At 65.0% G+C, this 26,100-nt stretch carries 20 protein-coding genes and 6 tRNA genes; 24 read left to right on the top strand and 2 right to left on the bottom strand.

From position 1 onward, the window contains the following. Window positions 1–52 precede the first annotated feature (52 nt). The 12 genes from gltX to VUG52_RS19400 all read left to right on the top strand — a co-directional run bounded on the left by gltX (window position 53) and on the right by VUG52_RS19400 (window position 6,273). On the top strand, window positions 53–1,534 hold the full coding sequence (gene gltX / locus VUG52_RS19455) for a glutamate--tRNA ligase (protein ID WP_028690423.1): 1,482 nt from the start codon (window positions 53–55) through the stop codon (window positions 1,532–1,534). A gap of 324 nt (window positions 1,535–1,858) precedes the next feature. Further along, window positions 1,859–1,934: transfer RNA gene (locus VUG52_RS19450), tRNA-Ala, on the top strand. 72 nt (window positions 1,935–2,006) lie between these two features. Continuing rightward, a tRNA-Glu gene (locus tag VUG52_RS19445) sits at window positions 2,007–2,082 on the top strand. A gap of 53 nt (window positions 2,083–2,135) precedes the next feature. Further along, window positions 2,136–2,211, top strand: a tRNA-Ala gene (locus VUG52_RS19440). A 42-nt stretch (window positions 2,212–2,253) separates the two neighbouring features. Next, window positions 2,254–2,329, top strand: a tRNA-Glu gene (locus tag VUG52_RS19435). A 66-nt stretch (window positions 2,330–2,395) separates the two neighbouring features. After that, window positions 2,396–2,471 (top strand) — tRNA-Ala (locus VUG52_RS19430). Between the two features lie 42 nt (window positions 2,472–2,513). Next, window positions 2,514–2,589: transfer RNA gene (locus tag VUG52_RS19425), tRNA-Glu, on the top strand. 171 nt (window positions 2,590–2,760) lie between these two features. Continuing rightward, window positions 2,761–3,300 carry a TetR/AcrR family transcriptional regulator gene (locus tag VUG52_RS19420; RefSeq protein WP_050704722.1) on the top strand — a complete coding sequence of 180 codons (540 nt, stop codon included), beginning with the start codon at window positions 2,761–2,763 and terminating at the stop codon, window positions 3,298–3,300. A gap of 24 nt (window positions 3,301–3,324) precedes the next feature. Beyond that, window positions 3,325–4,158, top strand: coding sequence for an alpha/beta fold hydrolase (locus VUG52_RS19415; protein WP_050704723.1), 834 nt, complete (start codon window positions 3,325–3,327; stop codon window positions 4,156–4,158). 44 nt (window positions 4,159–4,202) lie between these two features. After that, window positions 4,203–4,637: an acyl-CoA thioesterase gene (locus VUG52_RS19410; protein ID WP_096048341.1), complete on the top strand. Its 435-nt coding sequence runs from the start codon at window positions 4,203–4,205 to the stop codon at window positions 4,635–4,637. A gap of 52 nt (window positions 4,638–4,689) precedes the next feature. Then, window positions 4,690–5,661: a tRNA dihydrouridine synthase gene (locus VUG52_RS19405; protein ID WP_331831934.1), complete on the top strand. Its 972-nt coding sequence runs from the start codon at window positions 4,690–4,692 to the stop codon at window positions 5,659–5,661. A gap of 168 nt (window positions 5,662–5,829) precedes the next feature. Continuing rightward, the gene (locus VUG52_RS19400; protein WP_050704726.1) at window positions 5,830–6,273 is read left to right on the top strand and encodes an Hsp20 family protein; all 444 of its coding nucleotides are present in this window, start codon (window positions 5,830–5,832) and stop codon (window positions 6,271–6,273) included. A gap of 177 nt (window positions 6,274–6,450) precedes the next feature. On the opposite strand, the gene VUG52_RS19395 is transcribed toward VUG52_RS19400, so the two are convergent. Beyond that, the gene (locus tag VUG52_RS19395; RefSeq protein WP_331831933.1) at window positions 6,451–9,747 is read right to left on the bottom strand and encodes a PAS domain S-box protein; all 3,297 of its coding nucleotides are present in this window, start codon (window positions 9,745–9,747) and stop codon (window positions 6,451–6,453) included. A 61-nt stretch (window positions 9,748–9,808) separates the two neighbouring features. After that, window positions 9,809–10,687, bottom strand: a complete 879-nt coding sequence (locus VUG52_RS19390; RefSeq protein WP_028690430.1) for a LysR family transcriptional regulator — start codon at window positions 10,685–10,687, stop codon at window positions 9,809–9,811. Between the two features lie 131 nt (window positions 10,688–10,818). Here VUG52_RS19390 and leuC point away from each other — a divergent pair, with 131 nt between their 5' ends. The 12 genes from leuC to VUG52_RS19330 all read left to right on the top strand — a co-directional run bounded on the left by leuC (window position 10,819) and on the right by VUG52_RS19330 (window position 26,085). Next, window positions 10,819–12,252: a 3-isopropylmalate dehydratase large subunit gene (gene leuC, locus VUG52_RS19385; protein WP_050704728.1), complete on the top strand. Its 1,434-nt coding sequence runs from the start codon at window positions 10,819–10,821 to the stop codon at window positions 12,250–12,252. Next, window positions 12,249–12,890, top strand: coding sequence for a 3-isopropylmalate dehydratase small subunit (gene leuD, locus VUG52_RS19380; protein ID WP_050704729.1), 642 nt, complete (start codon window positions 12,249–12,251; stop codon window positions 12,888–12,890). Before leuC ends, leuD begins: the two co-directional genes overlap by 4 nt. Before the next feature lie 114 nt (window positions 12,891–13,004). Further along, window positions 13,005–14,087, top strand: coding sequence for a 3-isopropylmalate dehydrogenase (leuB, locus tag VUG52_RS19375; RefSeq protein ID WP_331831932.1), 1,083 nt, complete (start codon window positions 13,005–13,007; stop codon window positions 14,085–14,087). 63 nt (window positions 14,088–14,150) lie between these two features. Then, the gene (gene asd, locus VUG52_RS19370) at window positions 14,151–15,263 is read left to right on the top strand and encodes an aspartate-semialdehyde dehydrogenase (protein WP_262952947.1); all 1,113 of its coding nucleotides are present in this window, start codon (window positions 14,151–14,153) and stop codon (window positions 15,261–15,263) included. 792 nt (window positions 15,264–16,055) lie between these two features. After that, window positions 16,056–17,419 (top strand): IS3 family transposase gene (locus tag VUG52_RS19365; RefSeq protein WP_409077784.1). Its coding sequence is split into 2 segments (ribosomal slippage): window positions 16,056–16,541 and window positions 16,544–17,419, totalling 1,362 coding nucleotides; the frame shifts between segments, so codons are not numbered across the junction. Between the two features lie 193 nt (window positions 17,420–17,612). Then, window positions 17,613–18,620 carry an aspartate-semialdehyde dehydrogenase gene (locus VUG52_RS19360; RefSeq protein WP_262952946.1) on the top strand — a complete coding sequence of 336 codons (1,008 nt, stop codon included), beginning with the start codon at window positions 17,613–17,615 and terminating at the stop codon, window positions 18,618–18,620. A 71-nt stretch (window positions 18,621–18,691) separates the two neighbouring features. Continuing rightward, the gene (locus VUG52_RS19355) at window positions 18,692–21,352 is read left to right on the top strand and encodes a FimV/HubP family polar landmark protein (RefSeq protein ID WP_050704769.1); all 2,661 of its coding nucleotides are present in this window, start codon (window positions 18,692–18,694) and stop codon (window positions 21,350–21,352) included. Window positions 21,353–21,487: 135 nt separating this feature from the next. Next, window positions 21,488–22,342, top strand: a complete 855-nt coding sequence (gene truA / locus VUG52_RS19350) for a tRNA pseudouridine(38-40) synthase TruA (protein ID WP_023632367.1) — start codon at window positions 21,488–21,490, stop codon at window positions 22,340–22,342. 59 nt (window positions 22,343–22,401) lie between these two features. Continuing rightward, entirely contained in the window at window positions 22,402–23,022 is a 621-nt protein-coding gene (locus tag VUG52_RS19345) for a phosphoribosylanthranilate isomerase (RefSeq protein WP_050704770.1), read from the top strand. Window positions 23,023–23,229: 207 nt separating this feature from the next. Next, window positions 23,230–24,123 carry an acetyl-CoA carboxylase, carboxyltransferase subunit beta gene (gene accD / locus VUG52_RS19340; RefSeq protein WP_028690439.1) on the top strand — a complete coding sequence of 298 codons (894 nt, stop codon included), beginning with the start codon at window positions 23,230–23,232 and terminating at the stop codon, window positions 24,121–24,123. Further along, on the top strand, window positions 24,123–25,430 hold the full coding sequence (folC, locus tag VUG52_RS19335) for a bifunctional tetrahydrofolate synthase/dihydrofolate synthase (RefSeq protein ID WP_050704771.1): 1,308 nt from the start codon (window positions 24,123–24,125) through the stop codon (window positions 25,428–25,430). The genes accD and folC overlap by 1 nt, the downstream gene beginning before the upstream one ends. Beyond that, window positions 25,414–26,085, top strand: coding sequence for an SPOR domain-containing protein (locus VUG52_RS19330; protein ID WP_050704772.1), 672 nt, complete (start codon window positions 25,414–25,416; stop codon window positions 26,083–26,085). The genes folC and VUG52_RS19330 overlap by 17 nt, the downstream gene beginning before the upstream one ends. The last annotated feature ends 15 nt before the right edge of the window (window positions 26,086–26,100 follow it).

The following is a 26,100-nucleotide window of genomic DNA, read 5'->3' as shown; positions in this document are numbered from 1 at the left end:
GCCCGCTCCCTGCTAACATTCCGCCTTTGTTTCTCTTTGTCCGAGACTCTCCATGACCACCGTTCGTACGCGCATCGCGCCATCGCCCACCGGCGACCCCCATGTCGGCACCGCCTACATCGCCCTGTTCAACTACTGCTTCGCCAAGCAGCACGGCGGTGAGTTCATCCTGCGGATCGAAGACACCGACCAGTTGCGCTCCACCCGCGAGTCCGAGCAGCAGATCTTCGACGCCCTGCGCTGGCTCGGCATCGAATGGAACGAAGGCCCGGATGTCGGCGGCCCGCACGGTCCGTACCGGCAGAGCGAGCGTGGCGAGATCTATGCCAAGTACGCCAAGCAGCTGGTCGACGCCGGCCACGCCTTCTACTGCTTCTGCACCGCCGAAGAGCTGGAGCAGATGCGTGCCGAGCAGATGGCCCGCGGCGAAACCCCGCGCTACGATGGCCGCGCCCTGCTGCTGAGCGACGAGGAAGTGCAGCGCCGCCTGGCCGCTGGCGAGCCGCACGTGATCCGCATGAAGGTGCCGAGCGAAGGCGTCTGCGTGGTGCCGGACATGCTCCGTGGCGACGTCGAGATCCCGTGGGACCGCATGGACATGCAGGTATTGATGAAGAACGACGGCTTGCCGACGTACTTCCTGGCCAACGTGGTCGACGATCACCTGATGGGCATCACCCACGTGCTGCGCGGCGAAGAGTGGCTGCCGTCGGCGCCCAAGCTGATCAAGCTGTATGAGTACTTCGGCTGGGAACAGCCCAAGCTGTGCTACATGCCGCTGCTGCGCAACCCCGACAAGAGCAAGCTGTCCAAGCGCAAGAACCCGACCTCGGTGACCTTCTACGAGCGCATGGGCTTCATGCCCGAAGCGATGCTCAACTACCTGGGCCGCATGGGCTGGTCGATGCCGGACGAGCGCGAGAAGTTCTCGCTGGCCGAGATGGTCGAGCACTTCGACCTGTCGCGCATCTCCCTGGGCGGTCCGATCTTCGACATCGAGAAGTTGTCGTGGCTGAACGGCCAGTGGCTGCGTGAGCTGCCGGTGGAAGAGTTCGCCGCGCGCGTGCAGAAGTGGGCGTTCAACAGCGACTACATGATGAAGATCGCCCCGCACGTGCAGGGCCGGGTCGAGACCTTCAGCCAGGTCGCCCCGCTGGGTGGCTTCTTCTTCGAAGGCGCGCTCAAGCTCGACGCCAAGCTGTTCGAGAGCAAGAAGCTGTCGGCCGACCAGGTACGCCAGGTGATGCAGCTGATCCTGTGGAAGCTGGAAAGCCTGCGTCAGTGGGAAAAGGACCGCATCACCGGCTGCATCCAGGCCGTGGTCGAGTCGCTGGAGTTCAAACTGCGCGATGCCATGCCGCTGATGTTCGCCGCCATCACCGGTCAGGCCAGCTCGGTGTCGGTGCTCGACGCCATGGAAATCCTCGGTCCCGATCTGACCCGCTACCGCCTGCGCCAGGCCATCGACCTGCTCGGTGGCGTGTCGAAGAAGGAAAACAAGGAGTGGGAGAAGCTGCTGGCGAACATCGCCTGATCCAGCTTTCACCGATTCTGTTGGAGCGGCCTTGTGCCGCGAAAGGGCCGCATGGCGGCCCCAGTGATTTATGCACTGATGCTGAAATCGAGGGACCGCTTTGCGGTCCTTTCGCGACACAAGGCCGCTCCTACAAGGGAACGGCGCTCTGATTCAGCAGGGCAGGGCGGTAAGTGATTGTTATCTGTGAAAAAAATTTTGAATATTTTCAAAAATTCGTTTGACAGCCCTGCAATCCGATCTTAATATGCGCCCCGTCCACAGCGATGAACGAAAACGAAACGCCAGGCACCCAGCCAGCGCTTCGGTTCAGAGCGACATTGTGGGGCTATAGCTCAGCTGGGAGAGCGCCTGCATGGCATGCAGGAGGTCAGCGGTTCGATCCCGCTTAGCTCCACCAAATTCCGACTGATGGCCAAGGCCGTCAGGCAAGACCGGTTCCAGCAAACGGGTCTTGAAGGTAAGAAGGTTCGTCCCCTTCGTCTAGTGGCCTAGGACACCGCCCTTTCACGGCGGTAACAGGGGTTCGAGTCCCCTAGGGGACGCCAGTTTCACACAAGCGATGTTTCACCATGTCGCTGGGCCGCGAGGCTAGAAATCCGGGGCTATAGCTCAGCTGGGAGAGCGCCTGCATGGCATGCAGGAGGTCAGCGGTTCGATCCCGCTTAGCTCCACCAATTTTGCCGCGATTCGCGAAAGCGGGTCGGCACGAAGGTTACGTCCCCTTCGTCTAGTGGCCTAGGACACCGCCCTTTCACGGCGGTAACAGGGGTTCGAGTCCCCTAGGGGACGCCACTTTTACCCGCGTTTGCGGGAGTTGAATGACTCATCATCCAGATCGGTGAGTCATTTGTTTTACTCGGGGCTATAGCTCAGCTGGGAGAGCGCCTGCATGGCATGCAGGAGGTCAGCGGTTCGATCCCGCTTAGCTCCACCAATTCGCCACGATTCGCAGCAGCGAGTCGGCACGAAGGTTAAAGTCCCCTTCGTCTAGTGGCCTAGGACACCGCCCTTTCACGGCGGTAACAGGGGTTCGAGTCCCCTAGGGGACGCCAATTTTTTACCTGCGTTTTGCAGGACTTATAAGGCTCATTCGATTATTGAATGGGCCTTTTGTTTTTTCGGCCTCCCGAAAACTGTCGCTGCGCCGATCAGTGGCCGCAGATTCCGCTTGCCAGAAAATATTATGAGCATAATATTATGGTCATAATGTTTTGAGGTGAGCCATGAGCGACAAGAAGAGCAAGACCCGCGAACGCATCCTCGATGCCGCCCGCAGCGCGCTGGTCCAGCAGGGGCCGGCCGAGCCGAGCGTCAGCCAGGTCATGGGCGCCGCGGGGCTGACAGTCGGCGGCTTCTATGCCCACTTCGACAGCAAGGACGAGCTCATGCTCGAGGCGTTCAGCCAGTTGCTCGGCGAACGCCGCGCCTTGCTCGCTCAGGTCGATCCCGCCCTTGACGGTGCCGGGCGTCGGGCCCTGGTCGCGGCCTTCTACCTGTCGCGCAAGCACCGAGATTCCGAGGTGCAGGCGTGTCCGATCCCCAATGCGCTGAGCGAGATGCAACGTCTGCCGGAGGCGTTTCGCAACGTGCTGGCCGAACACATCGAGCTGATGACCGCACAGATGGTCGATCGCCCCGAAGACATCGACAAGGCGCTGGCCGATTTCGCCCTGATGGTGGGTGGCCTGGCCGTGGCCCGTGCCCTGGGCGATGGCGAGCTGTCCGACCGTATCCTGCGCGCCGCCAAGTCGGCGGTGATCTGAGCAACCTGACCCTGGAGCAAGGCGATGACTACTTTGAGCTGGATTCGTGGCGTCAATGGCACCCTCGGCCACCTGGTCCCCGAGCATGTCGCCGGCAAGATGCGTCGTGCCTTCATGACGCCGCGCACCTTGCCGCCCAAATCCTGGGAGCTGCCGCTGCTGGCCCGCGCCGAGCGCATTACCCTGCGCTTCGGGCTGTCGGCGCTGCGCTGGGGGCAGGGACCGACGGTGTTGCTGATGCACGGCTGGGAAGGGCGTCCGACCCAGTTCGCGGCGCTGATCGAGCGGCTGGTCGACAGCGGCCACACCGTGGTGTCGCTGGAAGGGCCGGCCCATGGGCGCTCGCCCGGCGAGCAGGCGCATGTGGTGGCGTTTGCCCGGGCCTTGCTGGAGGCCGCCGCCGAGCTGCCGCCGTTGCGGGCAGTGATTGGCCACTCCATGGGCGGCGCCAGCCTGTTGTTGGCCCTGCAATGGGGGCTGCGCACCGATGCGGCGGTCAGCATCGCCGCGCCGGCACGCCTGCTTGGTGTGCTGCGCGGCTTCGCACGGCGCCTTGGCCTGCCGGCCCGGGCCAGGGCCGCGTTCATCCGCCAGGTGGAGCGGGATGTCGGCGTCCAGGTGGCGCGCCTGGATGTCAGTGGCTATCAGCTGGATGTGCCGGGCCTGGTAGTGCATGCCGAGGACGATCCGGTGGTGCCGGCCGGCGAGGCGCCGGTGATTCACCAGGCCTGGTTCGACAGCCGTTTGCTGCTGCTGGAAGAGGGTGGCCATCAGCGGGTGCTGGCCGACCCGCGCCTGGGCGAGGCGGTGATGGAACTGCTGGCGCGCTCCAGCCAGCGCGCGCGGCAAAGCGCCTGAGCATCCGTTACACTCTGCCCGGTCACTGAACACCAGGAGCGGGCATGAGTTGGGATCTGGCAACACCATTCATCATCGACCTACGCGTCGGCAGCGAGGACATCGACGGCCTCGGCCACGCCAACAACGCCGTCTATGTCACCTGGCTGGAGCGCTGTGCCTGGCGCCATTCCCAGCGCCTGGGGCTGGACCTGGCCGAGTATCGCCGGCTGGACCGGGCGATGGCCGTGGTTCGCCATGAAATCGACTACCTCGCCGCCGCCTATGAGGACGACGAGCTGCAGCTGGGCACCTGGATCGTCGACTGGGACCAGCGCCTGCGCATGACCCGACGCTTCCAGCTCAAGCGCCCGAGTGACGGCGTCACCTTGCTGCGGGCGCAGACCACCTTCGCCTGCATCGAGCTGTCCAGCGGCAAGCCCAAGCGCATGCCGGCGGAATTCCTCGATGGTTACGGTCCGGCGCTGACCGGCCGCTGAAGCGCGGCGGTTTTTTGCTAGACTGCCGCCTTTTGCGTGGCGAGACCCTGAAATGCAAATTGCCCTGGCCCCGATGGAGGGGCTGGTCGACAACATCCTGCGCGACGTCCTGACCCGGGTGGGCGGCATCGATTGGTGCGTCACCGAGTTCATCCGCGTCTGCGACCGCCTGCTGCCGGCGTCGTCGTTCGACAAGCTGGCGCCAGAGCTGCGCCAGGGCGCGCGCACCGCCGCCGGCGTGCCGATGCGTGTACAGCTGCTCGGCTCGGATCCTGTGTGCCTGGCTGAAAACGCGGCCCTGGCCTGCGAGCTGGGCGCGCCGGTCATCGACCTGAACTTCGGTTGCCCGGCCAAGACCGTCAACAAGTCCCGGGGCGGGGCGGTGCTGCTCAAGGAGCCCGAGCTGCTGCATGCGATCGTCCGCGAGGTGCGTCGCGCGGTGCCGGCGCATATTCCGGTGACCTCGAAGATGCGCCTGGGCTACGACAGCCCCGACGGCGCGTTGGACTGCGCCAGGGCGCTGGCCGAAGGCGGCTCGGCGCACCTGGTGGTGCATGCGCGGACCAAGGTCGAGGGCTACAAGCCGCCGGCCCACTGGGAGTGGGTGGCGCGGGTGCAGGATGTGGTCGCGGTGCCGGTGTTCGCCAATGGCGAGATCTGGACGGTCGATGATTGGCGGCGCTGCCGCGAGGTCAGTGGCGCCAGGGATATCATGCTGGGCCGTGGGCTGGTGTCGCGTCCGGACCTGGCCCTGCAGATCGCCGCGGCCCGCGATGGCGCCGAGTACCAGCCGATGAGCTGGGACGAGTTGCTGCCGCTGCTGCGCGAGTTCTGGCGCCAGGCCCAGGACAAGCTGTCGCCGCGCTACGCGCCGGGGCGGATGAAACAGTGGCTGGCGATGCTGACCCGTGGCTATCCCGAAGCGGTGGCGCTGTTCACCGAGTTGCGTCGGGAGGATGACTGCCAGCGGATCAGTGGCTTGCTGGGGATGGAGTTGCAGGCCGTCGAGGCTTGTGTCGCCTGAGCTGGCGCGATCGCGGGGCAAGTCCGCTCCCACGAAGCCATACCCAGTCGAAAATTTTTTCAGGCCAGCCCTTGAAAGCCTTTTGGCCGGACATATCTCTTGAGTACGCGATGCCGAAGTCGGGTCGCGTAGTGACTTTACTTGCTGAAATCTCAGGAGTTAATGACCATGACTACCGCTTTCTCTCTCGCACCGCTTTTCCGCAACTCCGTCGGTTTCGACCGTTTCAACGACCTGTTCGAAGCCGCCGCCCGTAACGAGGCTGGTAGCAGCTACCCGCCCTACAACGTGGAAAAGCATGGCGATGACCACTATCGCATCGTGGTTGCCGCAGCCGGCTTCCAGGAACAGGACCTCGACCTGCAGGTCGAAAAAGGCGTTCTGACCGTGACCGGCGGCAAGCGTGACAACACAGGCGAAGGCGTCACCTTCCTGCACCAGGGCATTGCCCAGCGCGCCTTCAAGCTGTCGTTCCGCCTGGCCGACCATATCGAAGTCAAGGGCGCGGGCCTGGCCAACGGCCTGCTCAGCATCGAGCTGCTGCGCATCGTGCCGGAAGAAGCCAAGGCCAAGCGCATCCCGATCAACGGCGAGAAGCCGGCGCTGAACTGAGTTCGGCGGGATGAAACAAAGGGCACCTTCGGGTGCCCTTTCTGCTTTGTGCTGGGGATGAATGCCCTTTGACTGGCGTGGGAGCGGGCTTGTCCCGCGATTGCAATGCTGGGTCTCATACCGCAATCGCGGGGCAAGCCCGCTCCCACGCCATGCGTGAACTGTTACCAGGTCAGTTCAGTAATCCGCCGGCGCCTCCAGCAGCATCTGGCGGAACTCCGGCAACGGTAGCGGCCGGCTGTGCAGGTAGCCCTGGTACAGGTGGCAACCCAGCCGCTCGAGGAATTCCAGCTGCTCGCTCAGCTCCACGCCCTCGGCAATCACCGCCAGTTCCAGGCTGCGGGCCATGGCGACGATGGCGCGGACGATCTCGGCGTCGTTGGGGTCGACCGGCGCGTCGCGCACGAAGGTCTGGTCGATCTTCAGCGCATCCACCGGCAGGCGCTTGAGGTAGGTGAGCGAGGAATACCCGGTGCCGAAGTCGTCCATGGCGAAGCTCACGCCGTAGCCCTTGAGCTCGCGCATCTTGCTGATGGTGTCCTCCAGGTTCTGGATGACGATGCCTTCGGTGATCTCCAGCGTCAGCATGCGCCGCGGCAGGCGGTAGTCGTCGAGGCTGCGCAGCACCCGCTCGACGAAGTCGTTCTGGCGGAACTGCCGCGGGCTGATGTTGACGCACAGGCTGAAGTCGTCGGCGTCGATCAGGCCGTCCGCGAGCATGCGCGCGCAGGCATCGCAGGCCTCGTCGAGGATCCAGCTGCCGACTTCGAGGATCAGGCCGCTTTCCTCCAGCACCTGGATGAACTGCGCCGGCGGTTGCTGGCCCAGTTGCGGGTGGTGCCAGCGCAGCAGCACCTCGGCGCCGACGATGCGGTTGTCGCGGGCATCGACCTGGGGCTGGAAGTGCAAGGCCAGTTCGCCCCGGGCCAGGGCCAGGCGCAGGTCGCTTTCCATGCGCAGGCGCTCGCTGGCGGCCTTCTGCATGGTGGTGTGGAACAGCTGGGTGGTGTTGCGGCCGGAGTCCTTGGCCCGGTACAGGGCGATGTCGGCGCGCTTGAGCAGGTCGGCGGGGGTGGCGCCATGGTCGGGAATCAGCGCCACGCCGATGCTCGGCGTCACCTGCAGGCGCTGGCCGTCCAGCGACATCGGCTCGGCCAGCAGCTCGCGCAGGGTGTCGGCCAGCTCGCGGACCCGGGTCTCGACCACCTCGCGGCTGCCCTCCAGGCCGCTGAGCAGCACCACGAACTCGTCGCCACCCAGGCGCGCCACGGTGTCCTCAAGGCGCACGCTGGCCTCGAGGCGGGCGGTGATGATCTTCAGCACCGTGTCGCCCACCGGATGGCCGAGGGAGTCGTTGATGTGCTTGAAGTGGTCGAGGTCGAGGAACAGCAGCGCGCCGCGCAGGTTGTGGCGCTTGAGCAGGGCGATCTGCTGGCTCAGGCGGTCCATCAGCAGGGCGCGGTTGGGCAGGTTGGTCAGCGGGTCGTGGTAGGCCAGGTGGCGGATCTGCGCCTGGGCGTTCTTCAGCAGGCTGACGTCGCGGGCGGTGAGCAGCAGGCAGTCGGTTTCGTTGAGGCTGATCGGCTCCACCGAGACTTCCACGGTGAGGATGTCGCCGCGCTTGTTGCGCCCGAGCATCTCGCGGTGATGCACGCGGCCGCGCTCGCGCAGTTCGTTGAGCAGGGCGGCGCGCTGTTTTTCGTCGGCCCAGATGCCGATCTCGTAGACCGTGCGCCCCACCACTTCCTCGGGGCTGTAGCCGGTCAGCCGGCTGAAGCCGTCGTTGACCTCCACGTAGCGCCCGCTCTGGCGTTCGGTGATGGTGATGGCGTCGGGGCTGGAGTGGAACGCCTTGGCGAATTTTTCCTCGCTGGCCTTGAGCGCCGCCTCGGCGCGTTGCTGCTGGGTGATGTCGCGCAGGGTGGTGACGCTGCAGGGCTGGCTGTCGACGCTGATCAGGCGACTGGAGATCACGCAGGTCAGCGGCGTGCCGTTGCGGTGGTTGACCACCACCGCCACGTTGCTCAGGGCCTGGTCGCGGATCACCCGCTCGATGCGCTGGGCGCGCTCGGCCGATTCGGCCCACAGGCCGATCTCCTCGGCGGTCTGGCCGAGGATCTGCTCCGGGTTCCAGCCGAAGGTCTGGCTGAAGGCCGGGTTGATCTCGATGAACTGGCCGGTGTCCTGGCGGGTCACGCAGATCGGGTCGGGGCTGACCTGGAACAGGCTGGCGAATTTTTCTTCCGAGGCGCTCAGGCGTTGTTCGCGCTCGACCTGGTCGGTGATGTCGAGCAGGGTGCCGGCCATGCGCAGCGGGTTGCCCTGGTCGTCGCGATATAGCCGGGCGCGGCTTTCGATATAGCGCGAGGCGCCGTTGTCCAGTTGCACGCGGTAGGTGATCTGGTAGTTGCCCGCCGGCCCCTCGCGCAGGCTGCGGTAGGCCTGGCGCATGGCGCTGCGCTCGTGTTCGGGCACGCCTTCGAAGAACGCCTCGAACGACTCGTGGAACGGTACCGGGTCCAGCCCGTGCAACTGGGCGGCGCGGGCCGAGCCGTAGAGCATGCCGCTGGGGATGTGCCAGTCCCAGGTGCCGAGCTGGGCCGAGTCCAGGGCCAGGTCGAGGCGCTCCTGGCTGTCCTTGAGCGCCTGTTCGGCGCGTTTGCGCTCGGTGGTGTCGACGAAGGTGCTGATCAGGTAGGTGACGCCTTCGAGTTCGATGCCCTGGGTGCAGAGGATGCCGTCGTGGATCTTGCCGCTGGTGGCACGGAACTGCACCTCCAGGGTGAACGGCCCGCTGCCGGCGCGGGTGGCGTCCATCACCAGGTGGCGCTGTTCGGGATTGACCCACAGGCCCAGCTCCAGGCTGGTCTTGCCGACCACCTGGGCGCCCGGCCAGCCGAACATGTGCTCGAAATGCTGGTTGACCTCGATGATCAGGCCGTCATGGCGGCGGGTCAGGAGGATGGCGTTGGGGCTGAGGTGGAACAGGGTGGCGAAGCGCTTTTCCGAGTTGATCAGCGCGGTTTCCCGCTCGCGCTGGCGGGTGATTTCGCGAATGACCCCGATCATCTGTGGCCGGCCATGGGGGTCGTGGGTCAGGCTGCCGTTGATCTCCAGCCAGTGCACGCTGCCATCGGGCCAGCGGATGCGGTGGCGCATGGCCTGCTCCACCGGCTCGCCGTTGACCACGGCCTGGAATGCCTGGCGGGTGCGGGCGCGGTCTTCCTCGGGAAGCAGGTCCAGGTAGTCGACGTCGTTGGGCAGCGGGCGCTGCGGATCGAAGCCGAACAGTGCCTGGGTGCCCCGTGACCAGCTCACCCGGCCACTCTCGATGTCCCACAGCCAGGCGCCCAGGCGCGCGCCGTTGAGCGCGGCCAGCAGCTGGGGAGCGTTCTGCCAGGCCAGCTCCGATTCCTGGGGATCGGCCGCAGGGATGCGTGGCAGGCGCGGAAAGCGGTTTGCTGATTTGGGCATCGGTACCAGACCTTTGGCGGAAAACGCGTCCTTGTGGATGTCATGCCGTACTGACGAGCGGTCAGGCGGACCCTGCATGGCTGTCGAGCAAGGCCATGAAGGCCCTGGCCGCGTTCGACAGCGTGCGTTCGGTATGCAGTATGTAGCCTAGCTGGCGTGACAGCTGTATGCCGGGCAGGGCGATGGGCGCCACCTGTTCATCGAGCATAGTACGTGGCAGCACGCTCCACGCCAGGCCGATCGACACCATCATCTTGATGGTTTCCAGGTAGTTGGTGCTCATGGCGATGTTCGGCACCAGGCCCTGGCTCTCGAACAGGCGCTGGACGATATGGTGGGTGAAGGTGTTGCCGCCGGGGAACACCGCCGGGTGGCGCGCCACGTCGGCCAGGCTGACCGCGCCGTTGCTGGCCAGCGGGTGCTCGGGCGAGGCGACGAAGTCCAGGGCGTCGTCCCACACCGGCACTGCCCGTACCAGGTGGTGCGGCTCGGGCGCCAGGGTGATCACGGCAATTTCGGCGCGGCCGTGCAGTACTTCGTCGTAGGCCGCCTCCGAGTCGAGGAACTGGATATCCAGGGCCACCGCCGGGTACTGGCGGGTGAAGGCACGCAGCAGCGGCGGCAGGCGGTGCAGGCCGATGTGATGGCTGGTGGCCAGTGTCAGGCGACCGCTCACCGCCCCGGTGAGGTTGGTCAGGGCGCGGCGGGTATCATCGAGTACGTTGAGGATTTGGTAGGCGCGGGGCAGCAGGGCGCGGCCGGCCTCGGTGAGGGTGACCTCGCGGCCCAGGCGGTCGAACAGGCGCACGTCCAGTTGCTGCTCAAGGCCGGCGATGCGTTTGCTGATGGCCGGCTGGGTCAGGTGCAGGCGTTCGCCCGCCCCGGAAAAACTGCCGGTTTCGGCGATGGCGATGAAGGCGCTGAGGTTGGCCAGGTCCATCTATTTGAATTCCTAATGGTTATGCAAAGCATGAAAATTATGAATTTGAGTTATTCAATCTATCGCCATAGCATCGTCCGTACAAGCCAAGGGGTCTTTGGCATAGAAAGACGCTGATGAGGAACAGTCTGATGGCTGGCAAAACGCTCTACGACAAACTCTGGGAAGCTCATGAGGTCAAGCGCCGCGATGACGGCTCGTCCTTGATCTACATCGACCGCCACATCATCCACGAAGTGACTTCGCCCCAGGCTTTCGAAGGCCTGCGCCTGGCCAGCCGCAAACCGTGGCGCATCGACGCCAACATCGCCACCCCCGACCATAACGTGCCGACCACGCCGGAGCGCAAGGGCGGTATCGAGGCCATCGTCGACCAGGTGTCGCGCCTTCAGGTGCAGACCCTCGATGAGAACTGTGACGAATATGGCATCGTCGAATTCAAGATGAATGACGAGCGTCAGGGTATCGTCCATGTCATCAGCCCGGAGCAGGGCGCGACCTTGCCGGGCATGACCGTGGTCTGCGGCGACTCGCACACCTCCACCCACGGTGCGTTCGGCGCCCTGGCCCATGGCATCGGCACCTCCGAGGTCGAGCACGTGCTCGCCACCCAGTGCCTGGTGGCCAAGAAAATGAAGAACATGCTGGTGCGCGTCGAGGGTGAGTTGCCCGCCGGCGTCACCGCCAAGGACATCGTCCTCGCCGTGATCGGCAAGATCGGCACCGCCGGCGGCAACGGCCACGCCATGGAGTTCGCCGGCAGCGCCATCCGCGAGCTGTCGATGGAAGGCCGCATGACCATCTGCAACATGTCCATCGAAGCCGGGGCCCGGGTAGGCCTGGTGGCTGTCGACGGCACTACCGTCGCCTATGTCGAAGGCCGTCCGTACGCGCCGAAGGGCGAGCAGTGGACGCAGGCCGTCGAGGCCTGGAAAGCCCTGGTGTCCGACGCCGATGCCGTATTCGATACCGTGGTCGAACTCGACGCCGCGCAGATCAAGCCGCAGGTCAGCTGGGGTACTTCGCCGGAGATGGTCCTGGCCGTCGACCAGCGCGTGCCGGACCCGGCCGCCGAGCCCGACCTGATCAAGCGCGGCTCGATCGAGCGCGCCCTCAAGTACATGGGTCTGGCCGCCAACCAGGCAATCACCGACATCAAGCTCGACCGCGTGTTCATCGGCTCGTGCACCAACTCGCGCATCGAAGACCTGCGCGCCGCGGCCGAGATCGCCAAGGGCCGCAAGGTCGCCGCCAATGTCAAGCAGGCGCTGGTAGTGCCGGGCTCGGGCCTGGTCAAGGCCCAGGCCGAGCGCGAAGGGTTGGACAAGATCTTCCTCGAGGCCGGTTTCGAGTGGCGTGAACCGGGCTGCTCGATGTGCCTGGCGATGAACCCGGACCGCCTGGAGAGCGGCGAGCACTGCGCGTCCACCTCAAACCGCAACTTCGAAGGCCGCCAGGGCGCCGGTGGTCGTACCCACCTGGTCAGCCCGGCCATGGCCGCCGCCGCCGCGGTGACCGGCCACTTCATCGATGTCCGCGAGTTGATCCAAGGGAGCGCAGCATGAAAGCCTTTACCCAGCACACCGGTCTTGTCGCGCCATTGGATCGTGCCAACGTCGACACCGACCAGATCATTCCCAAGCAGTTCCTCAAATCGATCAAGCGTACCGGCTTCGGCCCCAACCTGTTCGATGAGTGGCGCTACCTGGACGTCGGTCAGCCTTACCAGGACAACAGCAAGCGTCCGTTGAACCAGGATTTCGTGCTCAACCATGCGCGTTACCAGGGTGCCAGCGTGTTGCTGGCGCGGGAAAACTTCGGTTGCGGCTCGAGTCGCGAGCATGCCCCGTGGGCGCTTGACGAGTACGGTTTCCGTAGCGTGATCGCGCCGAGCTTCGCCGACATCTTCTTCAACAACAGCTTCAAGAACGGCCTGCTGCCGATCATTCTCGACGCTGCCGAGGTCGACGAGCTGTTCAAGCAGGTCGAGGCCACCCCGGGTTACCAGCTGACCATCGACCTCGAGGCCCAGGCCGTGACCCGTCCGGACGGCAAGGTACTGAAGTTCGAGATCGACGCGTTCCGCAAGCACTGCCTGCTCAACGGCCTGGACGATATCGGCCTGACCCTGCAGGACAGCGACGCGATCAAGGCGTTCGAGGGCAAGCACCGCGCCAGCCAGCCCTGGTTGTTCCGCGATTGATCGACGGCCTCATCGCCATGCGTGGGAGCGGGCTTGCCCTTCGATGAGGCCCATTGGACACTGAGTTTATCGGCGCGCCGACAGGGCGCGCCGCTTGATTGGATAGAGGAACGCATGAGCAAGCAGATTCTGATTCTCCCAGGTGATGGCATCGGTCCGGAAATCATGGCCGAGGCGGTCAAGGTGCTGGAGCTGGCCAACGACAAGTTCCAGCTCGGCTTCAGCCTCACTCACGACGTGATCGGCGGCGCGGCCATCGACAAGCACGGCGTGCCGCTGGCCGACGAGACCCTGGCGCGCGCGCGCCAGGCCGACGCCGTGCTGCTGGGCGCCGTGGGCGGCCCGAAGTGGGACAAGATCGAGCGTGACATCCGTCCGGAGCGCGGCCTGCTGAAGATCCGTTCGCAACTGGGCCTTTTCGCCAACCTGCGCCCGGCCATCCTCTATCCGCAACTGGCCGATGCCTCGTCGCTCAAGCCCGAGATCGTTTCCGGCCTGGACATCCTCATCGTCCGCGAGCTGACCGGCGGTATCTACTTCGGCGCGCCACGCGGCCAGCGCGAGCTGGAAGGCGGCGAGCGCCAGGCCTACGACACCCTGCCGTACAGCGAGAGCGAAGTGCGCCGCATCGCCCGTGTCGGCTTCGACATGGCCCGCGTGCGCGGCAAGAAACTGTGCTCGGTGGACAAGGCCAACGTCCTGGCGTCCAGCCAGCTGTGGCGCGAAGTGGTCGAAGAGGTGGCCAAGGACTACCCGGACGTCGAGCTGAGCCACATGTACGTGGACAACGCCGCCATGCAGCTGGTGCGCGCGCCCAAGCAGTTCGACGTGGTGGTGACCGACAACATGTTCGGCGACATCCTGTCGGATGAGGCTTCCATGCTCACCGGTTCCATCGGCATGCTGCCGTCGGCGTCGCTGGATGCCGACAACAAGGGCATGTACGAGCCGTGCCACGGTTCGGCGCCGGACATCGCCGGGCAGGACATCGCCAACCCGCTGGCGACCATTCTCTCGGTGTCGATGATGCTGCGCTACAGCTTCAACCAGACGGCCGCCGCCGAGGCGATCGAGCAGGCGGTGAGCCGGGTGCTGGACCAGGGCCTGCGCACCGGCGACATCTTCTCCGAGGGCTGCCGCAAGGTGGGTACGCAGGAAATGGGCGACGCAGTAGTCGCAGCGCTGCGGAATCTGTAATCTCTCTGGCCCGCCACCAAAAACTCCCGGTGGCGGCCCACTTTTAGCAAAGGTGTAGTTGCGATGAAACGTGTAGGTCTGATCGGTTGGCGTGGAATGGTCGGTTCCGTGCTCATGCAGCGGATGCTCGAAGAGCAGGACTTCGACCTGATCGAGCCAGTGTTCTTCACCACTTCCAACGTCGGTGGCCAAGGCCCGAACGTGGGCAAGGACACTGGCCCGCTCAAGGACGCCTACAGCATCGACGAGCTCAAGACCCTCGACGTGATCCTGACCTGCCAGGGCGGCGACTACACCAACGAAGTCTTCCCCAAGCTGCGCGAAGCCGGCTGGCAGGGCTACTGGATCGACGCGGCCTCGTCCCTGCGCATGCAGGACGATGCGGTGATCATCCTCGATCCGGTCAACCGCAAGGTCATCGACCAGCAGCTGGACGCGGGCACCAAGAACTACATCGGCGGCAACTGCACCGTCAGCCTGATGCTGATGGGCCTGGGCGGCCTGTTCGAGGCTGGCCTGGTCGAGTGGATGAGCGCCATGACCTACCAGGCGGCCTCGGGCGCCGGCGCGCAGAACATGCGTGAGCTGATCAAGCAGATGGGCGGTATCCACGCGGCGGTCGCCGATGACCTGGCCAACCCGGCCAGCGCGATTCTCGACATCGACCTCAAGGTGGCCGAGGCCATGCGTGGAGAGGGCTTCCCGACCGACAACTTCGGCGTGCCGCTGGCGGGCAGCCTGATTCCGTGGATCGACAAGGAGCTGCCGAACGGGCAGAGCCGTGAAGAGTGGAAGGCCCAGGCCGAGACCAACAAGATCCTTGGGCGCTTCAAGAGCCCGATTCCGGTCGACGGCATCTGCGTGCGGATCGGCGCCATGCGTTGCCACAGCCAGGCGCTGACCATCAAGCTGAACAAGGATGTGCCTTTGGCGGATATCGAAGGCATGATCAGTCAGCACAATCCCTGGGTGAAACTGGTGCCGAACCAGCGTGAGATCAGCATGCAGGAGCTGAGTCCTACCCAGGTGACCGGGACCCTGAACGTGCCGGTCGGGCGTTTGCGCAAGCTGAACATGGGGTCGCAGTATCTTGGGGCCTTCACTGTTGGCGACCAGCTGCTGTGGGGGGCTGCGGAGCCGCTGCGGCGGATGTTGCGGATTCTGCTGGAGCGGTGATCAGGGTGGTTTGAGTTTGGATTTTGAAGAGCCCGTGTTGCGTGAGTGATGCGGGTTTTTTTATTGATGTTAGATTGGTTGTTGGTTGTTGGTTGTTTTGAGTGTTTTGTTCGGATTCTTTTTCAGCGGCTACGCTGAGATCGCTGTTTCGCCTTGCGGCGACTTACTTTTGTCTTGGCAAAAGTAAGCAAAACCGCGCGCTCGTTCATCCGGCCCCTGCGCTTCGCTCCGGGGTTCCCTCGCTCCGGCCTTGCTCCCGGGAGGACCGCACTGACGGGCCATCCATGGCCCGCAGTGCTCGACGGCCATCCATGGCCGTCGCCTCCCTCCGCAAGGCCTGCGCTCGGCCTCCTGAAGTCGCGCAAGATGCGGGCGGCGCCTGGGTTGGCGCAGCTGTCGCTAGTTGAAAGTTTAGTTAATCTCTCGATCGTATCGCGAGGTGGCCAATACATATCTAAAAGTCAAACAACTAACTTCGAGCTTCTTGCTCTTGCTCTTGCTTCTAAGCGCGCGGTAGTTCAGGCAACGCCAATTGCGACTTCAGGAGGCCGAGCGGAGTTCTTGCGGAGGGAGGTGACGGCCATGGATGGCCGTCAAGCGCTGCGCCCCAGGATGGGGCGTTCAGCGCGGTCCTCCCGGGAGCAAGAACGGAGCGAGGGAACCCCGGAGCGAAGCGTAGGGGCCGGATGAACGGAGCGGAACGGTTTTGCCTACTTTTCCCACGAGAAAAGTAGGCCGCCGTTGAACTGACCCCCGAAAGTTGGACGCCTGACTCCAACCGGAGGGTGTTCCATGACGAAATACAATCTAGCGCTCAAGCAAGCACTCATCGAAGAGTGCCTTTCTGCACGGAGTGTTCATGAGGTAGCACTGAAGCATAGCCTGAGTCCATCGTTGCTACGCCGTTGGATAAAGGGCTATGAGCAACACGGCGCAGCAGGTCTGACTACCAAGTACAGCCACTACGACGCCCAGTTCAAGTTGAAGGTTTTGCAGTGCATCGAGCAAGGCGGACTGTCAGCCCAGCAAGCCTGCATACAGTTTGATATCCGAGGTCCGAGTAGCATCAGGCAGTGGAAAAGGCTGTACGATGAAGGCGGAGTAGAAGCACTTCACCCGCATCGTGCCCGAGAATCCCGAATGCCCCGCAAAGCATCAAAACAACCCAGCATAAGCCCGGCTACCCCTGCAGATACCGAGCTGACACCTGAGCAGATGCTCGAAGAGCTGGAGTATCTGCGTGCGGAGAATGCCTATCTAAAAAAGCTCGATGCCTTGATCCAAGCGGACCCCAGCACTGCGCAATCAAGAAAGCGCAGACCGTCCAAGGATTGAGGCATGAGCATCGGCTAGCTCTGCTTTTACGCGCGGCAGGGCTGGCACGCAGCACCTTCTATTACCAAAGCAAAGCGTTGGTGACCGACAAGCATGCGGTTCTCAAAGAGCGCATCAATAGCCTCTATCACAAGCACAAGGGGCGGTACGGCTATCGCCGCATCACCGCAGTGCTTGAGCGGCACGGCGAAGTGATCAATCACAAGAAGGTGCAGCGGTTGATGCAGTTGATGAATCTGAAATCCCTGGTAAAAGTGAAGAAATATCGCTCCTACCGAGGTTCCGAAGGGCTTGTTGCATCTGATCTGCTCAAGCGTGAATTCAAGGCGGAAGCCCCTAATCAGAAATGGGTCACCGATGTGACTGAGTTCAAGGTGAAAGGGCAGAAGCTGTATCTTTCACCTGTGATGGACCTGTACAACGGCGAAATTCTTGCCTATCAGATCAATCCGCGCCCTGAGTTCAAGATGGTATCGACGATGTTGGAGCAAGCTTTCGAGCGGCTGAACCCAGATGACAAACCGATATTGCACTCCGATCAAGGTTGGCAATACCGACAGCCTGCTTATCGACATATGCTGGGCGGAAAGGAAATCCAGCAGAGCATGTCGCGTAAGGGCAACTGCCTAGACAATGCCGCGATGGAAAGCTTTTTCGGTACACTCAAGAGCGAGTTTTTCTATCTGGAATCGTTTGACAGTGTTGAGCAACTGGCATCAGGGCTAGAGGACTACATCGCCTACTACAATCAAGAACGTATAAGTCTAAGACTGAATGGCTTGAGCCCGGTACAATTTCGGACTCAAGCGCTGAACCCATAGCGTACCCCGTCCAACTTTCGGGGGTCAGTTCACGTAAGGGCGGAAGGGTGATAATGCGTCGACATCGCCAATGAATGCGCATAAATAAATCAAAACCCACACTCTTAAACCCGAACCCGAACCTACCTCCCACCCCACAATCCAAGTAAAGTGCCGCTCCCCCGCCGTACCCCCGCAGAAAGGAACCGATCCCATGACCACCCCCGCCCTAGACATCGCCGTAGTCGGCGCCACCGGCACCGTCGGTGAATCCCTCGTCCAGATCCTCGAGGAAGTGGCCTTCCCGGTCTCCACCCTGCACCTGCTGGCCAGCATGGAATCCGCCGGCAGCAGCGTCATGTTCGCCGGCAAGAAGCTGAAAGTCCGCGAAGTGGACAGCTTCGACTTCTCCCAGGCGCAACTGGTGTTCTTCGCCGCCAGCCCCGCCGTGAGCCGCAGCTTCGCGCCCAAGGCCATCGCCGCCGGTTGCGCGGTGATCGACCTGTCCGGCGCCCTGGACGGCGCCACCGCCCTGGTCCCGGAGGCCAACGGCGAGCGCATCGCCGAACTCGCTCGGCCCGCGCTGATCACCAGCCCGAGCGCCGGCGCGGTGGCCCTGGCGGTGGCGCTGGCGCCGCTCAAGGGGCTGCTCGATATCGAGCGCGTGCAGGTCAACGCCTGTCTCGCGGTTTCGGAGCAGGGCAGGGAGGCCGTCAGCGAACTCGCCCGGCAGACCGCCGAGCTGCTCAACGCACGCCCTCTGGAGCCACGCTTCTTCGATCGCCAGGTCGCCTTCAACCTGCTGCCCCAGGTCGGCGCCCCCGACGAACAGGGCCACACAGCGGTGGAGCGCCGCCTGGTCGGCGAACTGCGCCAGGTGCTCGACCTGCCGCAGCTGAAGATTTCCGTGACCTGCATTCAAGTCCCGGTGTTTTTCGGCGATAGCTTCAGTGTGGCGGTGCAAAGCCGTAATCCGGTCGACCTGGCGGCCGTCAACGCCGCGCTGGAGGCCGCCGACGGCATCGAGCTGGTCGAATTGGGGGATTATCCGACACCGGTAGGTGACGCAGTGGGCCAGGACGTGGTCTATGTTGGTCGTGTACGCCATGGCGTCGATGAAGACCAGCAGCTGAACCTGTGGCTGACCACCGACAATGTGCGCAAGGGCGCGGCGCTGAATGCCGTGCAGGCGGCACAATTGTTGATAAAACACATGGCGTAAAAGATACTGCGAGCAATTTTGTCCTGCACCGCGCAAAGGTTTTCGGGACGCTTCATACAAGGGAAGAGTTCATGCTTCGAATTCGCAAACTGGTTCTGGCCATCGCGGCAGCCTCGGCGCTGTCGTCCGGCATGGCTAACGCTCTGGGGTTGGGCGAGCTGACCCTCAAGTCGGCGCAGAACCAGCCGCTGGATGCCGAGATCGAACTGCTCGACGTGCGCGACCTCACCGCAGCGCAGATGGCGCCCAGCCTGGCGTCGCCGGAAGAGTTCGCCAAGGCCGGGGTGGCCTTCCCGCCGTACCTCGAAGACCTCACGTTTACCCCGGTGGTCAACCCCAACGGCAAGAGCGTGCTGCGGGTCACCTCCAGCAAGGCGCTGCCGGAGCCGGTGGTCAAGTTCCTGGTCCAGGTCATGTGGCCCCAGGGCCGCCTGCTGCGCGACTACAGCGTGCTGCTCGACCAGGCACAGGCCCAGGGCAGCCAGCCGACCCAGGCCAATATCAACCCGGCGGTCAGCGCGGGCAGCTACACCACCAAGCGCCGCGACACCCTCTGGCAGATCGCCGCGCGTAACAGCAACGGCGGCTCGATCCAGCAGACCATGCTGGCCATCCAGGCGCTGAACCCGGATGCCTTCATCGGCAACAACATCAACCAGCTCAAGACCGGCCAGGTGCTGCGCCTGCCCGATCAGCAGCAGGCACAGAGCATTCCCCAGGCCCAGGCCAACCGCGAAGTGGCCGAGCAGTACGCCGCCTGGCGCGAAGGCCGTCGCCTCGGCCCGCGCGCACGGCAACTGGACGCCACCCGCCGTGGCGAGGCCGGCGCCGCGCCGGCACGCATCGCCCAGGGCGACAACCTGCGCCTGGTGGCGCCGGGCGGCAAGGGCGCGGCCGGTGAGGCCAAGGCGCTGGGCGACAAGCTGGCCGTGGCCCAGGAAAGCCTCGACACCAGCCGTCGCGACAACGAAGAACTCAAGAGCCGCATGGTCGACCTGCAGAGCCAGCTGGACAAGCTGCAGCGTCTGATCGAGCTGAAGAACGACCAGCTGGCGCGCCTGGAGGCCCAGGGCGCCGCGGCACCGCAGCCGCCGGCCGGCGCGCTGCCGGGCGAGCCGGCGCCGGCACAGCCGGCGGTAAACGCCCAGCTGACCCCGGCCGAACCGGTGGTCGCTCCGGCGCCTGCCGCCGCCGACGCCGTGCCGCAGGATGTGGCCGCCGAAGCGCCGGCCAGCGAAGAGCCGGGCATGCTCGACCAGTTGCTGGGTAATCCGCTGCTGCTGGGCCTGATCGCCGGTTCCGCGTTCCTGGTCCTGCTGTTGCTGCTGCTGCTCCTGGCGCGCAAGCGCAAGGCCCAGCAGGAAGCCGAAAAGCACCTGCGCATGGCGCGTGCCCTGGCCGAGGATGGCGAGCGTGGCCCTGACCTGGAGCTGCCACCCAGCAGCTTCGAAGGCCTCGACGTGTCGGCGCCAAGCGTGACCCTGTCGCCAGCGGTGGTGGCGGCCTCGGCCGCTGCGGCCGTTGCCGCGGAAAAGCCTGCGGCCGCCGTCGAAGCCGCCGCGCCGGCGGTCGATCCGCGTGCCGCGCTGCTGGCCGAAGTGGACGACAGCCTGGCCCGTGGCCGTCTCAACCATGCCGCCGACCTGCTGGAGGCGGCGGTGGCCTCCGAGCCGCAGCGCAGTGACCTGCGCCTGAAGCTGATGGAAGTCTATGCCCGCCAGGGCGACCAGGACGCCTTCGCCGGCCAGGAACGCAAGTTGGCGGTCAATGACGCGAACCAGGCCGAGGTCGCCGCGCTCAAGGAGCGCTTCCCGGCCATGCTGGGTGTCGCGGCGGTGGCGGCAGGCGCTGCCGGGGCTGCAGCCCTGGCCGCCGAGCTGGATGAGCAGTATGTCCAGGACCTGCTGCAGGACAAGGAGCTGGAGCTGGGCGAAAGCGCGCCGGAACTCGTCGTGGAGCCGGAACCTGAGCCTGTCGTGGCGGCCGAGCCGGAACCTGAGCCTGTCGTCGAAGAGGCCGATCTGGACAGCGCCTTCGACCTGAGCCTGGGTGATGACCTGCCGGTAGATGATCACCTGGACATGGCCGGTCTTGAGGACCTGGTTGTCGAGGCGCCCGAGGTCCAGGCCGAGGTCGCGCCTGCGCCTGCGGTTGCCGAAACCGATGCCGACGACGACTTCGAGGCTTTGCTTGCCCAAGCCCAGGCGACGCCGCAGAACGTCGACGACCTGGCCGAATTCGACCTGGATGTCGCCGAACAGCCGGTGGCCCCGGCCAGCAGCGAGGAAGCCCCGGTGGATGTGGCGGCGGAGCTCGCAGCCTTCGAGGCCATCCCGGAGTTCGACCCGATCTCCGAGCTGGAGCTGCCCGAGGACTTCGACCTCTCGCTGTCGCTGGACGACGACTCGCCGGCGGCGAAGAACTTCGCCTCGGAACTCGATGACGTCAACGCCGAACTCGACAAGCTGTCGCAGAACCTCGATGTCCCGGCAGCGGCGCCTGAGCCGCAGTTCACCGCCGACGACGCGGCGCTCGAGCCGGAGCCGCTGGACGACCTGGACTTCGACTTCTTCTCCGGCGCCGACGAGGTGGCCACCAAGCTCGACCTGGCCCGCGCCTACATCGACATGGGCGACCACCAGGGTGCCCGTGACATCCTCGACGAAGTGGTCAAGGACGGCGACGACAGCCAGCGCCAGGAAGCCAACGAGATGCTCTCGCGCCTGGTCTGAGGCGACGTTGCACCGCGCGGGGCAAGCCCATTTCCACAGAACACGTGGGAGCGGGCTTGCCCCGCGATCATTTCGGCCCCTGCACGGTTTGCCGGTATACTCCCGCCTTTCGTTTCAGCATCAGGTTTGCCGCTCTTGGACATCATCGACACCGCCGCCGCCGAATCGGCCGCCGAAGGCTACACCCGCATCGCCCTGGGCGTGGAATACAAAGGCTCGCGTTATCGCGGCTGGCAGCGCCAGGCCAGTGGCGTGCCCAGTGTCCAGCAGGCCCTGGAGCAGGCGCTGTCGACGGTGGCCAACGAGCCGATCTCGGTGATCTGCGCCGGGCGTACCGATGCCGGCGTCCATGGCTGCGGGCAGATCGTGCATTTCGACACCCGCGCCGTGCGCGACGAGCGCGCCTGGACCCTGGGTACCAACTTCAACTTGCCCCACGACATCAGCGTGGTCTGGTCGGCGCCCATGCCTGCGCACTTCCATGCTCGCTTCAAGGCCACCGCGCGTCGCTATCGCTACGTCATCTACAACGACCCGATCCGCCCGGCGCACCTGGCCGAGGAAGTGACCTGGAACCACCGCCCACTGGACGTCGAGCGCATGGCCGAGGCCGCGCAGTATCTGCTGGGTACCCATGACTTCAGCGCCTTCCGCGCCAGCCAGTGCCAGGCCAAGTCGCCGATCAAGCATATCCACCACCTGCGCGTGACCCGTCATGGCCGGATGATCGTGCTGGACGTGCGCGCCACCGCGTTCCTGCACCACATGGTGCGCAACATCGCCGGCGTGCTGATGACCATCGGCGCCGGCGAGCGTCCGGTGGAGTGGGCCCGGGAGGTGCTGGAGGGGCGCAACCGCCGTGACGGCGGGGTGACCGCGCACCCTTACGGCCTCTACCTGGTGCAGGTGGAGTACCCAGAAGAATACGCGCTGCCGCAGCGTTACATCGGCCCACACTTTCTTACCGGCTACGAGGCGCTGGCGGACTGACGGGGCACGGGTCATTTGCTACCATCGACGCTTTCCCGATCACCCAAGGTTCGCCGTCCATGAGCAATGTTCGCAGCAAGATCTGCGGGATTACCCGCATCGAGGATGCCCTGGCCGCGGTCGAGGCCGGCGCCGACGCCCTCGGTTTCGTCTTCTATGCGAAAAGCCCACGGGCGGTGGACGTGCGCCAGGCGCGGGCGATCATCGACGCGCTGCCACCGTTCGTGACCACCGTTGGGTTGTTCGTCAACGCCTCGCGCTGCGAGCTCAACGAGATCCTCGAAGTGGTTTCCCTGGACCTGCTACAGTTCCACGGCGATGAGACCCCGGCCGATTGCGAGGGCTACCACCGGCCCTGGATCAAGGCCCTGCGGGTGCGCCCCGGGGATGACCTGGAGGCCGCCTGCCGGCATTACGCCGGCGCCCGCGGCATCCTGCTGGACGCCTATGTGCCGGGCGTGCCGGGGGGAACCGGCGAGGCCTTCGACTGGTCACTGATTCCGCAGCGCCTGAGCAAACCGATCATTCTTGCCGGTGGTCTTTCGGCCGACAACGTCGCCGCGGCCATTCGCCAGGTGCGCCCGTACGCGGTGGATGTCAGTGGCGGCGTGGAGCAGGCCAAGGGCATCAAGGATGCGGCAAAGATCGAAGCCTTCATGCAGGCGGTGAAACACGCGTGAACGCGGATGTGACGGCTGGCCGCGCGCCATCGTCCATAGCTTTCGCAGCCCGGTGCTGCCAGGCCGCGCCAGAGCGCGGGGCATGCCGGGGAAGAATTGGAGGTGGGGCGGTTGTAGCCGGCCCATCGTCGCTTTACAGAAGAATTTGAGCTCAAGGGCAGGGCGGGGCCGCGCAGGTCTCCCCGGCCAATACTGGAGAAAGCAAGCATGAGCAACTGGTTGGTAGACAAACTGATCCCTTCGATCATGCGTTCCGAGGTGAAGAAGAGCTCGGTGCCGGAAGGGCTGTGGCACAAGTGCCCGTCCTGCGAAGCCGTGCTGTATCGCCCGGAGCTGGAAAAGACCCTCGACGTCTGCCCTAAGTGCAACCACCACATGCGTATCGGCGCCCGCGCGCGTATCGATATCTTCCTCGATCCAGAAGGCCGTGCCGAGCTGGGCGCCGACCTGGAACCGGTCGACCGCCTGAAGTTCCGTGACGGCAAGAAGTACAAGGACCGCCTGACCGCCGCGCAGAAGCAGACCGGCGAGAAGGATGCGCTGATCTCCATGAGCGGCACCCTGATGGGCATGCCGATCGTGGTCAGCGCCTTCGAGTTCTCCTTCATGGGCGGCTCCATGGGTGCCATCGTCGGTGAGCGTTTCGTGCGCGCCGCCAACTACGCCCTGGAAAACCGCTGCCCGATGGTCTGCTTCTCCGCTTCCGGCGGCGCGCGCATGCAGGAAGCGCTGATTTCGCTGATGCAGATGGCCAAGACCTCCGCCGTGCTGGCGCGCCTGCGCGAAGAAGGCATTCCGTTCATCTCGGTGCTGACCGACCCGGTCTACGGCGGCGTTTCGGCCAGCCTGGCGATGCTCGGCGACGTGATCGTCGGCGAGCCGAAGGCGCTGATCGGCTTCGCCGGTCCGCGGGTGATCGAACAGACCGTGCGCGAGAAGCTGCCCGAAGGCTTCCAGCGCAGCGAGTTCCTGCTGGAGCACGGCGCCATCGACCTGATCATCTCCCGTGACGAACTGCGTCCGCGCCTGGCTCGCCTGCTGGCGCAGATGACCGGCCAGCCGACCCCGGAAGCGGCCAAAGAGGTCGCTGCGGTCGCGTGATGAACCAGCGCAGCCTGGGCGACTGGCTCGCCTACCTCGAACAGTTGCACCCCTCGGCCATCGACATGGGCCTGGAGCGCTCGCAACAGGTGCTGGCGCGCCTGGGGCTGGGCAAGCTGGCGCCGCGGGTGGTGACGGTGACCGGCACCAACGGCAAGGGCTCGACCTGCGCCTTCGTGGCTTCGTTGTTGCGCGCCCAGGGGCTCAAGGTCGGGGTGTACAGTTCGCCGCACCTGCTGCGTTACAACGAGCGGGTGCTGATCGAAGGCCGCGAGGCCAGCGATGAGCGCCTGTGTGAAGCGTTCGCCGCGGTGGAAGCGGCACGCGGCGAGATCTCGCTGACCTATTTCGAAATGGGCACCTTGGCGGCGTTCTGGCTGTTCAAGCAGTCCGCGCTGGATGCGGTGGTGCTCGAGGTCGGCCTGGGTGGCCGGCTGGACGCGGTCAACCTGGTGGATGCCGACGTGTCGCTGGTCACCAGCATCGGCGTCGACCACGTTGACTACCTGGGCGATAGCCGCGAGTCGGTGGCCTACGAGAAGGCGGGGATCTTCCGCCAGGGCAGGCCTGCGCTGTGCGGTGACCTGGATCCGCCGCAGCCTTTGCTGGACAAGGTTCGTGAGCTGGATTGCCCGTTCTTCCTGCGCGGGCGTGATTTTGACCTGGATAGCAGTGCCGAACACTGGCATTGGCGTGGTCGCCAGCTCGACGGTTTGCCCGTTGAGCTGCGCGACCTGCCGTTGCTCGACCTGCCCATGGAGAATGCCGCCCTGGCCTTGCAGGCTTTCCTGCTGATGGGCCTGCCGTGGGATGCCGGCACGGTTCGCCAGGCCTTGCTGGATACGCGTATCACCGGCCGTCTCGACCGGCGCGAGCTGCTGCTGCAGGGTAAGCGCGTGGAGCTGCTGCTGGATGTCGGCCACAACCCGCACGCCGCCGAATACCTGGCCCGCCGCCTGGCTGCGCGCCCGGTGAAGGGGCGGCGCCTGGCGGTGTTCGGCCTGTTGGCCGACAAGGACCTGACCGGTGTGCTCGCGCCGCTGCGCGACCAGGTCGCTGACTGGGCGGTGGCGCCGCTGGACACGCCGCGCAGCCGCCCGGCCGCGGAACTGGCGGATGCCTTGACGAACCTCGGTGCGACGGTGAAGTCTTACGCCAGTGTCGCGGCTGCCCTCGAAGGGCAGTGCGCCCAGGCGACGGCGGATGACCAGATCCTGCTGTTCGGTTCGTTTTTCTGCGTCGGCGAGGCCCTGGCCTGGCTCGAGCGGCAGGTCCCCGAGGATGGAGTAGATGGCAGTGCTGGATAAAGGGATGAAGCAGCGCATGGTCGGTGCGCTGGTGCTGGTGGCGCTGGCGGTGATCTTCCTGCCGATGTTGTTCACTCGCGAGGACGAGATGCGCCAGGTGCGTGTTGAGGCGCCGGAGGCGCCGGCCATGCCCAGCCTGCCCCAGGTGCAGGTGGAGCCGGTCCAGGTGCCGGAACCGCAACCGTTGCCGGAGCAGAACGAGCAGCCGCCAGTGGTGGTCAACGAGTCCACGGCGCCGGTGACGACACCGAGCCAGCCGATCGCGCCGGTAGCGAGCGTGGCGCCGCCCGTGCAGCCCAAGCCACAGACGCCAGTGCCGACGCCGCCGGTGGCCAAGGTGGAGGCGCGTCCGGCGCCTGCGCCCGCCGCTCCTGCCGCCAAACCAGCCGCGCCGTCGAAGATCGATGCCAACGGCCTGCCGGTGAGCTGGTCGATCCAGTTGGCCAGCCTGTCCAACCGGGCTGGTGCCGAGAACCTGCAGAAGACCCTGCGCAGCCAGGGCTACAACGCCTATATCCGTTCGGCGGATGGCATGAACCGGGTGTTCGTCGGGCCGCTGATCGAGCGCGCCGAGGCCGAGCGCCTGCGTGATGTGATCAGTCGCCAGCAGAACCTCAAAGGCATCGTGGTGCGCTTCCAGCCGGAGCGTGGCTGACGCTTATCTGACGCC

It is taken from the genome of Pseudomonas sp. LH21 (assembly GCF_036549575.1).
Lineage (GTDB): Bacteria > Pseudomonadota > Gammaproteobacteria > Pseudomonadales > Pseudomonadaceae > Aquipseudomonas > Aquipseudomonas peradeniyensis.
This window is presented reverse-complemented; position numbering and strand designations above follow the sequence as displayed.

Excerpts from the sequence above, each read along its gene's own strand:
- VUG52_RS19390 (WP_028690430.1), bottom strand. The coding sequence starts at position 10,687 with ATGGACCTGGCCAACCTCAGCGCCTTCATCGCCATCGCCGAAACCGGC.
- VUG52_RS19355 (WP_050704769.1), top strand. The coding sequence starts at position 18,692 with ATGCTTCGAATTCGCAAACTGGTTCTGGCCATCGCGGCAGCCTCGGCG.
- VUG52_RS19330 (WP_050704772.1), top strand. The coding sequence starts at position 25,414 with ATGGCAGTGCTGGATAAAGGGATGAAGCAGCGCATGGTCGGTGCGCTG.
- asd (WP_262952947.1), top strand. The coding sequence starts at position 14,151 with ATGAAACGTGTAGGTCTGATCGGTTGGCGTGGAATGGTCGGTTCCGTG.
- VUG52_RS19405 (WP_331831934.1), top strand. The coding sequence starts at position 4,690 with ATGCAAATTGCCCTGGCCCCGATGGAGGGGCTGGTCGACAACATCCTG.
- VUG52_RS19345 (WP_050704770.1), top strand. The coding sequence starts at position 22,402 with ATGAGCAATGTTCGCAGCAAGATCTGCGGGATTACCCGCATCGAGGAT.
- VUG52_RS19410 (WP_096048341.1), top strand. The coding sequence starts at position 4,203 with ATGAGTTGGGATCTGGCAACACCATTCATCATCGACCTACGCGTCGGC.
- leuB (WP_331831932.1), top strand. The coding sequence starts at position 13,005 with ATGAGCAAGCAGATTCTGATTCTCCCAGGTGATGGCATCGGTCCGGAA.
- VUG52_RS19395 (WP_331831933.1), bottom strand. The coding sequence starts at position 9,747 with ATGCCCAAATCAGCAAACCGCTTTCCGCGCCTGCCACGCATCCCTGCG.
- VUG52_RS19360 (WP_262952946.1), top strand. The coding sequence starts at position 17,613 with ATGACCACCCCCGCCCTAGACATCGCCGTAGTCGGCGCCACCGGCACC.
- leuC (WP_050704728.1), top strand. The coding sequence starts at position 10,819 with ATGGCTGGCAAAACGCTCTACGACAAACTCTGGGAAGCTCATGAGGTC.
- folC (WP_050704771.1), top strand. The coding sequence starts at position 24,123 with ATGAACCAGCGCAGCCTGGGCGACTGGCTCGCCTACCTCGAACAGTTG.
- VUG52_RS19420 (WP_050704722.1), top strand. The coding sequence starts at position 2,761 with ATGAGCGACAAGAAGAGCAAGACCCGCGAACGCATCCTCGATGCCGCC.
- VUG52_RS19415 (WP_050704723.1), top strand. The coding sequence starts at position 3,325 with ATGACTACTTTGAGCTGGATTCGTGGCGTCAATGGCACCCTCGGCCAC.
- leuD (WP_050704729.1), top strand. The coding sequence starts at position 12,249 with ATGAAAGCCTTTACCCAGCACACCGGTCTTGTCGCGCCATTGGATCGT.
- VUG52_RS19400 (WP_050704726.1), top strand. The coding sequence starts at position 5,830 with ATGACTACCGCTTTCTCTCTCGCACCGCTTTTCCGCAACTCCGTCGGT.
- gltX (WP_028690423.1), top strand. The coding sequence starts at position 53 with ATGACCACCGTTCGTACGCGCATCGCGCCATCGCCCACCGGCGACCCC.
- accD (WP_028690439.1), top strand. The coding sequence starts at position 23,230 with ATGAGCAACTGGTTGGTAGACAAACTGATCCCTTCGATCATGCGTTCC.